Raw genomic sequence first — 14,708 nt, 5'->3', positions numbered from 1 at the left:
CATGTCCGTATGGATCCAGCGCCGCCCCGACTCCGAGGTTGCGGCCGAAATCGCTTCCGCCACCGGAACATTGGCCGGTTTACGGTTGGCCGTCAAGGACAATGTGGATGTGGCGGGGCTCGCGACGACCGCCGGGTGCCCCGACTACGCCTATACGCCGGAACAGGATTCGGCGGTGGTCGCCGCGCTGCGCGCCGCCGGTGCGGTGGTGGTCGGCAAGACCAATCTCGATCAATTCGCCACCGGTCTGGTCGGCACCCGCTCGCCCTACGGTGCGGTGGAGAACGCGTCGCGCCCCGGATACGTCTCGGGCGGTTCGAGTTCGGGCTCCGCGGTGGCGGTGGCGCGCGGTGCGGCCGATATCGCCATCGGCACCGATACGGCCGGTTCCGGCCGGGTACCGGCGGCGCTGCACGGCCTGGTGGGCATCAAGCCGACGATCGGCACCGTCGCCACCGACGGCGTGGTCCCGGCGTGCCGCTCCTACGACTGCGTGACCATCTTCGCCGCCACCCTGGAACTCGCGAACCGCGCCATGGGCGTCATGGCATCGGGCGCACCCCACCGCCCCTGGCCCGCCGATGTCCGCCTGGCCGCTCCGCCCAACCCGGTGGTGGCGATCTTCAGCGAACTGCCCGATCTGGATCCGGAGTGGCACAGTGCTTTCGAACGCACCGTCGCCGAGCTGCGCGAGCGCGGCGCACGCATCATCGAAATCGACCCGGAACCCTTCCTCGCCGCCGCCAAACTCCTCTACAACGGCGCACTGGTGGCCGAAAGGTACTCCGCCGTAGGCGAATTCGTGGACGCTCACCCCGACTCCATCGATCCCACCGTCGCCTCGATCGTCCAGGCGGCGCGGGATATCCCCGCCCACCAATTGGTTTCGGACCTGGCCGAATTGGAGCGCCTGCGCACCCGGGCCATGGCGAGCCTCGCGGGCGCGGACGCCCTGCTCACCCCCACCGTCCCCGGCCACCCCACCATCGCCGAGGTCGCCGCCGACCCGATAGCCGTGAATTCCCGCCTCGGCACCTACACCAATTTCTGCAACCTCTTCGACCTCTGCGCGGTGGCGGTCCCCGCGGGCACCGCCGGAGACGCCCACTTCGGCGTCACGATCCTGGCCCGCCCCTTCGAAGACGCCGTAGCCTACGACATCGCCACTCTCATTACGGCCCACCAGGATTCCCTGCCCGCCCCCGCCTGGCCCCTCACGGTGGCCCCCGTCCGAGACCTGATCGTCTTCGGCGCACACCTGCGCGGCCAGCCCCTGGAACACCAACTCACCACCCTCGGAGCCCGCTGGGCAGGTCCCGTCCGCACCTCCCCCAACTACCGCCTCGCCGCCCTCGACACCACGCCACCCAAACCCGCCGTAACCCGAGTCCCCGAAGGCGAACAGGGCATCGCGGTAGCCGCCGAACGCTGGCTCCTCTCCCCCGCCGCCCTCGGCACCTTCCTCACCACCCTCCCCACCCCCATGCAACTGGGCGCGGTAGAACTCGAAGACACCACCTGGACAACAGGCTTCAGCTGCACCGGCGCAGCCGCCACCACCGCCAAGGACATCAGCGAATACGGCGGCTGGAAAGCCGCCCTCACCGCCGGCGCGCTCTGATCCGCGAGAGCGCCTGGCGCTACTGCGGTTTGGTCCAGGTGAGGGAGTAGCGCCAGTAGAGGTGGCGGCGGTAGGTGGCGGCGGGGAGGAGGGAGTGGGCGAGGGTGCGGATTTCGGTGTAGGTGTGGGGTGGGGGCCAGACTATGGGGGAAGGGTGTTCCCAGCGGGGTTTGGTGAAGCGGTACCAGTTGTAGGCGATGCCTGCTGCCAGTTCTCGGGGGAGGTCGGCGGGCCAGTTGGGTTTGGCGAGGCCGGTCAGGGCGAGAGTGCCTCCGGGCCTCAGTAGTTCGGCCATTCGGGTCAGAGCCGCGGTGGGGTCCATGTGGTGGAGGGTGGCCACCGAGACTATGCCGTCGAAGGATTCGGGGGTGAAGGGGTGGGTCAGGAAATCGGCGTGGATGTAGGTGATGTCCGCCGGGGGTTGGGTGCGGGCCAGGGTGATGCTGGGCTCGTGCAGGTCGATGCCGGTGACGTGTGGGATGTGTTGGCGCAGACGGCGACTGAGCATGCCTTCGCCGCAGCCCACGTCCAGGACCGTGTCGGATCCGGCGACCGCGTCGACCAGTAGGCCGTGGTACTGGATATTGGTGTTCCAACGGTCGGCGTCCGGGGTGTCGATCGACCTGTTGATCATGCCGAAAAGCCTAGCGACGGCCGGTGATGCGCGCCGCTAGTCCGAGGTGTGGGTGGCTTCGGGGTTGGTGGTGTCGCGGATGACCCGCAACGCCGCGGTGAGGGCGTCGAGCTGTTCGGGTTCGAAGAGTCCGGTGAACCACTGCTCGACGCCTGCCAGATACGCGGGCAGCACCCGTGCGACGCGGGTGGCTCCGGCGGCGGTGAGCACGGCGTACGAGCTGCGGCGGTCGCCCGGATCCGCTTCGCGGCGGACGAAGCCATTGCGTTCGAGCCGGTCCACCAGGCGGGTGACACCGCTGGTCGAGAGATTGGTCTGCACGGCGAGATCGGTCATGCGCAGTTTGCGGCCGGGCGAACGACTCAGCCGCATCAGGGCATTCAGGTCCAGTCCGGAGAGCCCATTGCCCTTCCAGGTGGGTTCGAGCCGAGCGAGCAGACCGTCGTGCGCCTCGTACAGCAGGCCGACCGCGGTGAGACGGGGGTCGTCGAACAGATGCTTGGGATCCACGCTGAGCAGCGTAAACCACATGACTGCAATGCGGATAGTTGACACGCGGAACAAATCCGGTATGTTGTTGCCAACGCAATATTCCGCACCGCAACAAAATGGAGAAGACGATGAGCACACAGCGCTGGGTGGCCGGATTCCGTGCACCGCTGGTGAATCCGGCCGAACAGATCCGGCTCGCGGAGCCCCGCGAATTCGCCGCGGAGTCCCTGCGCCAGGTGGTGCGGGTGGCCGGGGCCGGATCGCAACTGCGGGTGCGCCTCACCAACCGGTACTCCGACCGGGCATTGGTCATCGGAGCCGCCCGCATCGCGCTGAGCAAGAGCGGCGGGGAGATCGCTGCCGAGACCGATATCGAACTGCGCTTCGACGGATCCCCCGAGGCACGCGTTCTGGCGGGCGCGGATCTGGTCAGCGACCCCATCCATCTGCCGGTCACCGCCGGTGATGAACTGGCACTGAGCCTCTACCTGCCCGAGCCGACCGGCTTCGCCGCCTACGCGCACCTGCCCGCCCAGCCCGGCTGGATCGTCCCCGGCGATCGGACCGGCGAAACCGCTTGGCCCGACGCCCAGGAGACCGTCTCCCGTTTCTTCCTCACCGGCATCGACGTGCTGACCGACGCCGTCGCCCCGGTGCTGGTGGCCTTCGGCGACTCCTGGTTCGAAGGCGTCGGTTCCACCCCGGGCGCAAACCGGCGCTCGGTGGACGTGGTCGATGAGAAGCTGGCCACCGGCTGGGCCGTGAACCAGGGCATCGGCGGAAACCGTTTGGTCACAGCGGAAGTCGGCGAATCCGGGCTGGATCGCTTCGAGCGGGATGTGCTCTCGGTGCCCGGCGTGGCGGGCGTGTGGGCGAACTTCGGCATCAATGATCTGATCGTCGGCGGCACCACCCCGGCCGAAGAACTCATCGCCGGATACGTCGAACTGGCGCGGCTCGCGCATGCGGCGGGCCTGCCCATCTACGCCAATACCATCGGCCCGTTCGCGGGCGTGATCTACCCGGATCTCAGTGTCGCAGAGGGCATCCGGGTCCGCCGCGAGGTGAACGACTGGCTGCGGAATACCGATGTCTTCGACGCCGTCTTCGATATCGCCGCGGCGGTGCAGGATTCGGAGACCGGCGATTTCATTCGCGCCGAATTCGACAGCGGCGACGGCCTGCACCTCAATGACGACGGACACCGCGCCATGGCCGGGGCCGTGGATATCTCGGCGCTGACGGCACATCGCTGATCGGCGCACACGGAGCCACGCGCCATTGCGTGGCCGAGTGCCCTGGCGGGCAACCCCGCAGGTCAGGACAGACGCGCGGCCGCGGCGCGATCCTGTTTCAGGCCGTTCGCCCACACATTGTCGGCCACCTCGCGGCCGAGCCGGACGCCGCCGATATTCCGGGTCAGATCCATCCCGCCCCGGGCATCGGCGGCGTAGGCATCGAAAGACCAGTGCACGCCCAGGAATACCCGACTGCGGGCATTCTCCCGCATCATCTGCCAGAGCCCGCCCGGGAAGCAGCGCACATGCCGGGTGCGCACCACGCCGCGATTGTCGGCGGCCAGCCCGTCGAGTTCATCGGAGACGAATCCCATTCCGTTGGTGAGAGTGTCGGGCCCGTCGGCGTCGAAACCGTAGAAACGCCTGAGGATTTGGAATGCGGTACCACCGAGCGTCGCATGCCCGGATGGGTAGGACGGGTACGGCGGCGTGAAATTCGGGGCGATCTCATTGCTGCGCGGTGAGCCGTGCGGCTGCCAGAACGGATCGCAATCCGGATCGAGATCATGTCCGGGCACGGCATCGGGACCGGTGGCCGGATCGTATTCGCGGATGCCGAGAATCGGCCGCCACAGATTGTGCCGGTACTTCTCATCCCAGCACAGGATGGCCGCATCCGCGATCCCCGCATTGATCAGGGCGAACAGCCGGGCGTTCTGTTCCACGGTATTGGGTTGCGCCAGTGCGAGTTCGCGGGCGATCTGGTTGTAGAGCCGGGGCGCGGTGCCGATGTGTTTCGCGCCGTCGTACGCCCAGAATACCGCGGTGAGGTTCTCATCGGGGGTGCGGGCGGCGGATCGAGCCGGTTGTGCCGCAATGGATTCCACGGTGATGCCCTTGGCGCGCACCTCGCGCAGCGCCGCGAGATAGGCGGCGTCATTGGCCTTGGGCGGCGCGTCCAGCGTGTAGCGGTCGGTCACCGCGAAACACCGTGAGCGCGACCCGTAATGCGGTGCGTAATACCCCTGTCGCGGTTGCGCCGGATCGGGCCGGTGACCGGTCGGCGCGACCTCCGGCTGATAGTCGTGGTCCCCGAGCCCGGGATCCCCCATACGCGCCCGCAGCACCGCACCGCCGATGGCCTGCCCGTGCGCCCCGCCCCGCCCGATGCCGGGTCCGTGTAATCCGGCCTCGCGCAACGCCTTGTCCAATCGTGCGGTCTGCGCCGGATAGAGCGCGGTGAGCGTGCTGTGCGCGGCGACCGCGATGGCCGCCTGATAGGACGAGCCGTTGGCCGCCACCGGCGGGGACGCCAGCCAGGTCCCGTGTGCCGCGCCGATAATGCTGAAGTAGGCGTCGTGCATGGCCAGGTGCACCATGGCGAGCGCCCGGGAACTGCCTACCGGACCGCGTGACCCGCGTTCTACGGGTTTGATTTCGGTGTGCGCCACGCGGTCCGATTCCAGCGCCACCGAATTCCAATACAGGATCTGATCCACTTCCGCTGTCTCCCAGTACTGTCCGAGCGAGCGCGGCCGAGTCCACCGCTCGCCGTTTTCAGCGTGCGGGTTCGCCGCCCGAATTGCGGCAGTAGTGCGCTACCCGAATACCGCGCGGTGCGCGCACTTCGGGCAAGTAGCGCCGAATCATCGGTCTGTTCAAGGGAAATGGCTGCTCAGCGCGGCTTTACCTCGGCCAGCAGTTCGGGGCCGCGGGCCTCCAGCCGGGTGGTGGCGAGGCGGATTCCGGCGGTCGCGGCTAACCCGCCGATGATCAGACCGACCGGTAGTGCCGCCCACTGCACGAATGGATTGTCCAGGGCCGTACCCACTCCCAGAATCACCAGCACCGGGACCGATATCAGCAACTGACCGAGCCCCGCGGTCAACTGTATGAGTACCTTCGCGCACCCCGGATTCCCATTGCCCGCGAACGGATTACCGCGCTGCGGCGGCAGTGCGAAGGCGGCGTGCGTGGACAGGAACACCACCACCGCGACGCCGACGCCGAGCAGTACCGGCAGGGTGCACAGCACCCACGGGTACAGCCGCGGCTGACCGAGCACACCCGGCAGGATGACCGCGGCCAGCAGCGCGACCGGGGCGACCAGCATCGTCCAGGCGATGGCCCGCCCGCGCACATCGGCGCGCGCCGCGCCCGGGGTGACGATGGTCTGCCAGACCGAGGTGCCGTCGAAGCCGTACAGATTCGCCGAGCCCATGGTTGCCATCCACACCACGAAACCGCCCGAGAACGCGATGGTCCCGGTGCCATTGTTCTGGAAGGACAGGAACGCGGGCAGCGCGAAACCGATGAGCAGGAGCGGCAGCAGCGCGGCGCGGCGGCGACCGTCCCGCCACCAGCTGCGCAGTTCCTTGGCGACCACCGCGCCGACGGGCGTGGCGGGCAGATAGCGGTCCAGCAGTCCGGTGGAACTGTCGAGCACCTGCCCCGCCGGTGCGGGCGGCAGGGTGAGCCGTCGATGCAGCAGCACCGCCCACGCCTGCCACAGCGCCAGGCAGAGCGCGGCCAGCCCGAGCAGCGGCAGCACCGCCCACAGCGCATCGCCGCGCACGGCGGATTCCACCGCGTACGGCGCCCAGCCCGACGGTGCGGCGCGCAGCGCGGTGGGCAGCCCGCCTTCCGAATTCTCCAGTGCCGGGCCGAGATTGGTGATCAAGAGATTGAGCGGGTAGTAGGCGAGGCCGAGCAGCGCCGCCAGCAGCACCCCCAGATCCCGTCCGCGCCGCGATCGCATGGCCGCGCCGAGCCAGGCCACCATCACCCGGGACAGCAGCACCACGAAGATCAATTGCAGCACCGCGCCGATGAGCGCGATCAGCACCGGCACAATGCCTTTCGGCCCGGCCAGGATCGCGAGCCCGAGAAACGCGAGCAGATTGACGACCGCGGCCGGACCCGCGAACGCGGCGGCCGCCAGCCCGTATGCCAATTGCCGATCGGTCAGCGGCAGCAACCGGAACTGCTCCGGTTGCAGGGTCTCGTCACTGCTTCCGGTGAGCACCGGCCCGCAGATCCAACCCAGCGTCCAGCCCGCGAAAAGCGCTGCGGCGATGGTGATTCCGCCGTGAAAGCTCTCATGCGCGAACCCGATCAACGCCGCGGTGACCAGTGCGGCGGCGAGCCCGAACAGGCTCCCCACCCAGAAATTCACGGCCGCTCGCCCCTCGCGCATGGCTCTGGCCGTGAGCCGCAACCGCATCCGGATCAGGACGCCAACCACGACAGCCCCTCCTCCCCGCCCACATGCCCGCCGACCAGCCGCACGAACGCCTCCTCCAGCGTCCCCTCCCCGCGCACCTCGGCCACGGTTCCGCCTGCGACCACCTGCCCGCGATTGATCACCGCCACCCGATCGCACAGGTTCTCCACCAGCGCCATCACATGACTCGACAGCACCACCGCCCCACCGGCCGCCACGAATCGCTGCAGGATGGTCCGAATGGTCCCCGCCGACACCGGATCCACGGCCTCGAACGGCTCATCCAGCACCAGCAGTTTGGGTGCGTGCAACAGCGCGGTGGCCAGCCCGATCTTCTTCCGCATACCGGCCGAATAATCAACGACGACGGTATTCTCCGCGCCGGTCAACTCCAGCACCGCGAGCAGCTCGGACGCCCGCTCCCCCACGGTCGCCTTATCCATCCCGCGCAGTAATCCGGTGTAGGTCAGCAACTCTCGCCCGGTCAGCCGTTCCGGCAGGGCCAGCCCATCGGGCAGCACCCCGACCACGGTCTTCGCCGCCACCGGATCCGCCCAGACGTCATTTCCGAAGATTCGAGCCGTCCCGCGATCCGGTCGCAACAACCCGACAGCCATGGACAACGTGGTCGTCTTCCCGGCCCCGTTCGGCCCGACCAGCCCGAAGAACGAGCCGGGCGGCACCGCGAGGCTGACCCCCTCCACCACCCAGGGTCCCCCGAAAGCCTTGAACAACCCGCCCAGCTCGAGCGCCCACTCAGTGCCCGCTGCGGTCATAACCCCTCCAAGCCCGCCGAAGCCAAAGTTCTCGCTTCACGATACGGACCGGCCCCGCGCCGGGTTCGATCCCGATTCACCCGGATATGGCGAACGCCGGGCGGAGGCGGTCCGTGCGGACCGTCCTCCTCCCAGCGTCGTCGTTTCGGCTACCCGGCTAGGGGGCCGGGATGATGCGCACTTCTTCCGGAGCCTCGTCGGTGGAGTCGGCGGCCGTGGTGAACCAGTGCGTGACTTCACCTTCGTCGAGATCGGCCGCCAGGTCCTCGGTGGGCAGGACCGACAGCGCGCCCGCCGTCGCGGAGGTGAGGAATTCGTCTATCGCGGGCAGGCCGACGGTCGCGGTCGTGAATGTGGTCGATTCGTAGTCGATCTCATTCTCGGTGCGCAGCGCGGTGGCGCGGTCGAGGGCTTCGGCCTGGGTGAGGGTGGCCCAGGTGTCGGAGGCGTCGCGGTAGATGAAGGCCGGATCGGATTCGGTGAGGGGACGGACCCGGTCGGTGTAGGTGACCGGGTGGGCGGGACGGGTGGCGAGATCGGCCTGGACCTTGGGGTCGGCCGGGACCAGCCAGCGCACCGAGCTGGCCGCCGGGTCCTGCGCGATGCCGAAGTTCGCACCCGCGGCGAGGATATCGCCGAAGGACAGACCCTCGGCGAACAGCGTTGCCGCGCCGGCCTTCTGGATGGCCCAGACCGCCACGACCGCATCGGCGGAGCGCGGCAGGGCGACGGCGACGATATCGCCGGGGCCCGCACCGCGATCGATGAGCAGTCGCGCGAGCTGGGAGGAGCGGCGGTCCAGGACGTGGTAGGCGAGTTCCTGGCCGTTATCGAGCAGGGCCGGGGCCTGGGGGTCCTCTTCCACCACTTCGGCGAGCACGTTGGCCACGGTGCGAGCACCGACGCGGGCCGGTTCCGCCGCCGAATCCGCCGGGGTGACGGCACTTTCGGCGAGGATGCGGGCGCGTTCGGTGGCATCGAGGATATCGATATCGCCGACCAGTGCGGACGGTTCACCCAGCAGCGATTCCAGCACCCGGTTCAGGCGCGCGGCGAGGGTTTCGACCTCGTCGGCGGTGAAGCGGGTGTCCAGGTAGCGCATGGAGATCTCGATGGTCTCGCCCGCCATGACCACCAGCGTCATCGGGTAGTGGGTGTCATCGTTGATGCCGACGCCGTTCACCGACATACCGTCGATGGAGCTGGCGGCGGCGATGGCGTCCTTGTCGACCGGGTAGGACTCGAACACCACGAGGGTGTCGAATTCCGCTGCGGCGCCGGCGAGTTGCTGGATCTCGGCCAGGCCGATGTAGTGGTGATCCAGCAGATCCGCCTGCTCGTGCTGCACCCGCTCCAGCATGCCGCCCACGGTGAGGCGGTCGTCGATGCGAATGCGCACGGGCACGGTGTTGATGAACAGGCCCACCATGGATTCCACGCCCGCCAGATCGGCGGGGCGGCCCGAGACGGTCGCGCCGAACACGACATCGCCACGGCCGGTGAGCCTTCCGACCAGGATGGCCCACGCGGTCTGCACCAGTGTGTTCACCGTGACGCTGAGTTCGGCGGCCCGCTTGCTGAGCTGACGGGTGCGCTCGGCGTCGATTTCGAGCACGTGCCGCCCGACCTCGTACTGCTCGTCCGCGCGTCCGGCGGGTGCGAGCTGGGTCGGCTCGGATACACCGGTGAGCGCACGCGCCCACGCCCGCAACGATTCCTGGCGGTCCCGCCCGGCCAGCCAGGCCAGGTAGTTCCGGTAGGACACCGCGCGCGGCAGGGCGGACAGATCACCGCGCACCGCGTACAGCACCAGCAGATCGCGCATGAGCAGCGGCATGGACCAGCCGTCCACCAGGATGTGGTGGGTGGTGATCACCAGGTTGTACTGCTCCGGCGAGGTGCGGAACAGCGTGAACCGCATGAGCGGTGCGGCCGCCATGTCGAAGTGCCGTGCCCGGTCGACGTCGATGAGTTCGCGCATGCGCGGAACCCGTTCGCCCTCGGGCAGATCGGTGAGATCGACGATGCTCCACGGCGCTTCGACGCGATCCAGTACGACCTGGTGCGCCTGGCCCGCGGCATCGGTGACGAACGCGGTGCGCAGGCTCGCGTACCGGTCGACGATGGCCTGCGCGGCCGCGTGCAGCCGATCGGTGTCCACGGTGCCGTGCAGGTCCAGGACGGCCTGCATGGTGTAGACGTCGATCGCCTCCCGGCTCTGCGACATGAGCGCCTGGAACAGCAGACCGGACTGCAGCGGCGACAGCGGCCACACCTCGGTCATGGCCGGATAGGCCCGCTCCCAGACCTCGATATCGCCCTGGGTCACCTTGACCAGCGCCATATCCGACGGCGTATAGCCGCCCGCGTCCGGCCGCCTGGCGTGTTCGGCCAGCGCGGTCAGCGCCGCCACGAACAGATCGGCGAACTCCTGCACCCGCTCGCGCGAGAGCAGCCCGGTCGGGAAGGCGAAGGCCGCGCCCAGCTGCGGGCCGTCCTCGCCATCGGTGACGATGGCGTTGATGTCCAGGGTGGCGTTGGCGGGCATATCGAGATCCATGTCCGCGTCCAGCTGCCCGAGATCGGCGACCGGCACCCAGCCCAGCTCCGAAAGCTGTTCCGGCACTTCACCGGTCGATACGCGACCGAGGTAGTTGAAGCTGATCTGCCCGACACTGCGCAACTGCGGCGCGGTCTCGGCGTTCAGGTAGCGCAGCAGACCGAAGCCCAGACCCTTGTCGGGTACCGAGAGCAGCTGCTCCTTCACCGATTTCACGATGTGGCCCAGAGCTTTTCCGCCCGCGAACGCATCGTCGAGATCGGCCCCGGCCAGATCCAGCCGCACCGGGTAGGCACTGGTGAACCAGCCGACGGTGCGCGAAAGATCCGCGCCCGGAACGACTTCCTCTTCACGACCGTGACCCTCGAGCTTGATGAGGGCGGCATCGCTGCCGTCGCCGCGCCAGCGCGCGACCGCCATGGCCAGCGCCGACAGCAGACCGTCGTTCACGCCGCCGCGGTAGCGCCCCGGAATCGAGGTGAGCACCGCGTCGGTGACCGCGGCCGGAACCGTGACCTCGACGCGTTCGACCGTGGCGAAGGTATCCACCGCCGGATCGAAGGCCCGCGAGCCCAGCAGCGGATCGGCGGTGCCGACCACGCCCTGCCAGAACGGCAGTTCCGCAACGCGTTCCGGTGCGGACGCCGCGTCGACGAGGGCGTGCGCCCACCGCCGCATGGAGGTGCCGTTGGCCGGGAGCGCGACCGGCTGACCGAAGGCCAGCTGCGACCACGCCACCGCGAAGTCCGGAATCAGGATGCGCCAGGACACGCCGTCCACCACGAAGTGGTGCGCGGCCAGCAGCAGCACATCCGGGCGGCCCGCGCCGAAGGCGAACCATACGAACTGGATCATCGAGGCATTGGCCGGATCGAGTCGGCCCAGGGCCGCGTCGAGCTGAGCGCTCGCGACCCGCGACAGCTCCTCGTCGGAGATATCGGCCGCGACCTCGACGCGATGCACGAGCGCGTCCACATCGACACCGCCGCGCGGCAGTGCCTCGAATTCCCAACCCGCCGTGGCATTTCCGCGCAGGCGCGAACGCAGCACATCGTGGTGGTCGAAGACCGCCGAGAGCGTGCCGATCAGCAGTGCCCGGTCGATATTGTCCGGCAGGCGCAATGCCATGGACTGCGAGAACCGCTGGTACGTCGAACCACTCGACAGAATCGCCGTCATGATCGGCGTCAGCGGAATATCGCCGACCCCGCCACCGGGCAGTTCCGCCAGCCGCTCCTGCTCGTTATCTCCGCCAAGCACAGCGATTTCGGCCAGTCCGGCCACGCTGCGCTTCTCGAAGACCTCGCGCGGGCTGAACAGGATGCCGCGTGCCTTGGCCCGCGACACCAGCTGGATCGACAGAATCGAGTCGCCGCCGAGCGCGAAGAACGAATCGTCCAGGCCGACCTGCTCGACACCGAGCACCTCGGCGAAGACCTCGGCGATGGCGGCTTCGATATCGCTGACCGGAGCCCGGAATTCGCGTGGTGCGAGCACCGGTTCGGGCAGTGCGCGCCGATCCAGCTTGCCCGCCGGGGTCAGCGGAATCTGGTCCAGCACCGTGATGGCGGTGGGCACCATGTATTCCGGCAGTCGCGCGGCGGCGTGCTCGGTGAGCGCGGCGATATCGATGACGGCACCGGCGACGGGCAGTACGTAGGCCGCCAGCATGGTGGTGCCGACTTCGGTCTTATGACCCACGGTGACCGCGAAGTCCACGGTCTCGTGCGCCATCAGCGCCGCGTCGATCTCGCCGAGTTCGATGCGGAAACCGCGCACCTTGACCTGGAAGTCATTGCGGCCCACGTATTCCACGGCCGGAGCGCCCTTGGCGTCGCGCGTCCAGCGCACCACGTCACCGGTGCGGTACAGGCGTGAGCCCGGTTCACCGTACGGGTTGGCGACGAAGCGCTCGGAGGTCAGACCCGGACGCGCGTGGTAACCGCGCGCCAGCTGCTGACCGGCCACGTAGAGCTCACCGGCGACGCCTTCGGCGACCGGCTGCAACCGCGCGTCGAGGACGAGCGCCCGCATACCGCGCACCGGACCGCCGATGACGACCTTGTCGCCCGGATTCAGCGCATCGCTGATATTGGTCGCGATGGTGGCCTCGGTCGGACCGTAGGCGTTGTGGAAACGGCGCGGCCCAGCCGGATTCACCGACCACTTGGCGACGAGGTCGGCCGAGACCGCCTCACCACCGGCGATGATGACCTCCATGCCCGCCAACTGCGACGGTTCCAGCGAGGCCAGCACGGACGGCGTGATGAGACCGGCGGTGACCCGCTCGCGGGCGATCAGCTCACCCAGTTCATCGCCACCGTAGGTGCCCGGCGGCACCACCACGAGCGTGCCGCCCGCGCCGAGCGCGAGCAGCAGCTCCAGGATGGAGGCGTCGAACGACGGCGAGGCGAAATGCAGTGCGCGCGAGGAGGAGTCGAGACGGTAGCGCTCGACCTGCTCGCGGGCGAAGTTCGCCAGACCCGCGTGGGTGACGACGACGCCCTTGGGCAGGCCCGTCGAACCCGAGGTGTAGATGACGTAGGCGGCGTGCGCGGCCCGGATGGCACCCCACCGCTCGGTATCGGAAACCGCCGCGGGCGAATGCGATTCGATCTCCGCGATGACCATCGGGTCGTCGAGGGAGATCCAGCCGGCCAGGCTCGCCACCGGCGGCAGCGCCGCCAGTTCGGCATTGGTGGTCAGGCCGAGCATGGCACCGGAGTCGGAGATCATATGCGCGATGCGATCGGCCGGATAGGCCGGATCGACGGGCACGAACGCCGCACCGGACTTGGCCACCGCCCATACCGCGAGCACGGATTCGAACGAGCGCGGAATGGCAACGGCCACCCGCATATCCGGTCCCGCACCGCGCTCGATGAGCATGCGCGCCAGTCGCGAGGACGCCGCGTCGAGTTCGGCGTAACCGAGCACCTGACCGTCGAACACCACGGCCTCGCCGACCGGGTTGGCGGCCACGGCCGCGGCCATGATCTCCGGCAGCGTCCGGGGCTCGACCGCCGCGGCACCGTTGCGGGACAGCAGATCCGCGCGTTCGGCCGCGGACAGCAGTTGCAGATCGCCGACCGCCTGCTGCGGCCGCGCGGTGATCTGCTCCAGCAGGCGGGTGAAGCGCTGCGCGAACTTCTGCACCGTGGCGTCGTCGAACAGGTCACGGGCGTACGCGAATTCGGCGTACATGCCCTCACCCGAGGTACCGGCCTCGGTAATGGTCAGCGACAGATCGAATTTCGCGGTGTCGTTCTCGAAATCGACGGCGGCGACCCGCAATCCGGGCAGTTCGAACGTGCTGTCCGGCAGGTTCTCGAACGAGAGCACCACCTGGAACAGCGGGTGACGAGCGGTGGAACGCTCCGGGTTGAGGATTTCCACCAGTCGTTCGAACGGGATATCGGCGTGCGCGAAGGCTCCGAGGTCGGCGTCCTTGGCGTTCGAGAGCAATTGCGCGAAGGTCAGATCCGGGTGCACGTCGGTGCGCAGCACCAGCGTGTTCACGAACATGCCGATCACATTGTCGAGTTCGGCCTCACCGCGACCCGCGATCGGCGTGCCGATGGCGATGTCCTGGGTGCCGGACAGGCGCGCCAGGAAGACCGCGAGCGCGGCGTGCACGACCATGAACATGGTCGCGTTCTGCTCACGCGCGATGGCCTGCAAGCCGCGATGCAGTCCGGCCCCGATCGGGAAGTGCACCTTGCCGCCGCGGAACGACTGCGCATTGGGGCGCGGGCGATCCGAGGGCAGGTTCAGCTCGTCCGGCAGATCCGCGAGTGTGGTCCGCCAGTAGTCGGCCTGACCCGAAATGAGGCTCTCGGGATCGGTTTCCGAGCCGAGCACCGCGCGCTGCCAGATCGAGTAGTCGGCGTACTGCACCGGCATGGGAGCCCAGCCCGGCTGCACTCCCGCGGCCCGGGACGCGTACGCGATCATCACATCGCGGGTGAGCGGGCCCATGGACCAGCCGTCCGCGCTGATGTGATGCGCCACGAATACGAGCACATGCTCGATCAGCGGCGCGGCCGGAACCTTGGTCCGGACGCCGACCACACCGGCGGCCTGTGCGCCGACGGCGCGCAGGGTCGCGGCCTCGAAGGCGTCGGCCACATCGAGCACCGCGGCTTCGTGCGCGCCGAGCTCTTC

8 protein-coding genes (1 of these 8 running past the window's edge) are annotated in these 14,708 nt (G+C 68.7%); 2 read left to right on the top strand and 6 right to left on the bottom strand.

Features of this window, described 5'->3' with window-relative positions:
* Nucleotide 1 precedes the first annotated feature (1 nt).
* Nucleotides 2-1,621 (top strand): allophanate hydrolase, encoded by a 1,620-nt coding sequence (gene atzF, locus ACFC4D_RS24895; protein WP_376066886.1) that lies wholly within the window; start codon nt 2-4, stop codon nt 1,619-1,621.
* A 19-nt stretch (nt 1,622-1,640) separates the two neighbouring features.
* Here atzF and ACFC4D_RS24890 read toward each other — a convergent pair whose 3' ends face one another.
* Nucleotides 1,641-2,255 carry a class I SAM-dependent methyltransferase gene (locus tag ACFC4D_RS24890; protein WP_376066885.1) on the bottom strand — a complete coding sequence of 205 codons (615 nt, stop codon included), beginning with the start codon at nt 2,253-2,255 and terminating at the stop codon, nt 1,641-1,643.
* Nucleotides 2,256-2,291: 36 nt separating this feature from the next.
* Nucleotides 2,292-2,765 (bottom strand): MarR family transcriptional regulator, encoded by a 474-nt coding sequence (locus ACFC4D_RS24885; protein ID WP_364642547.1) that lies wholly within the window; start codon nt 2,763-2,765, stop codon nt 2,292-2,294.
* A 110-nt stretch (nt 2,766-2,875) separates the two neighbouring features.
* Here ACFC4D_RS24885 and ACFC4D_RS24880 point away from each other — a divergent pair, with 110 nt between their 5' ends.
* Nucleotides 2,876-4,003, top strand: coding sequence for a GDSL-type esterase/lipase family protein (locus ACFC4D_RS24880; RefSeq protein WP_376066883.1), 1,128 nt, complete (start codon nt 2,876-2,878; stop codon nt 4,001-4,003).
* A gap of 62 nt (nt 4,004-4,065) precedes the next feature.
* Here the strand turns inward: ACFC4D_RS24880 and ACFC4D_RS24875 are convergent, their stop codons facing one another.
* The 4 genes from ACFC4D_RS24875 to ACFC4D_RS24860 form a co-directional block, all read right to left on the bottom strand.
* Nucleotides 4,066-5,484, bottom strand: a complete 1,419-nt coding sequence (locus tag ACFC4D_RS24875) for a hypothetical protein (RefSeq protein ID WP_376066880.1) — start codon at nt 5,482-5,484, stop codon at nt 4,066-4,068.
* A gap of 176 nt (nt 5,485-5,660) precedes the next feature.
* Nucleotides 5,661-7,229, bottom strand: coding sequence for a hypothetical protein (locus tag ACFC4D_RS24870; RefSeq protein ID WP_376066877.1), 1,569 nt, complete (start codon nt 7,227-7,229; stop codon nt 5,661-5,663).
* Entirely contained in the window at nt 7,214-7,984 is a 771-nt protein-coding gene (locus ACFC4D_RS24865; RefSeq protein ID WP_364642559.1) for an ABC transporter ATP-binding protein, read from the bottom strand. Before ACFC4D_RS24865 ends, ACFC4D_RS24870 begins: the two co-directional genes overlap by 16 nt.
* 157 nt (nt 7,985-8,141) lie before the next feature.
* Nucleotides 8,142-14,708, bottom strand: partial view of a non-ribosomal peptide synthase/polyketide synthase gene (locus ACFC4D_RS24860; protein WP_376066874.1) — the 3' end only. 37,899 nt of this gene lie beyond the right edge of the window; only the last 6,567 of its 44,466 coding nucleotides appear in the window; its start codon lies beyond the right edge, outside the window; it ends in the stop codon at nt 8,142-8,144.

The organism is Nocardia sp. NPDC056000 (assembly GCF_042269265.1).
Lineage (GTDB): Bacteria > Actinomycetota > Actinomycetes > Mycobacteriales > Mycobacteriaceae > Nocardia.
This window is presented reverse-complemented; position numbering and strand designations above follow the sequence as displayed.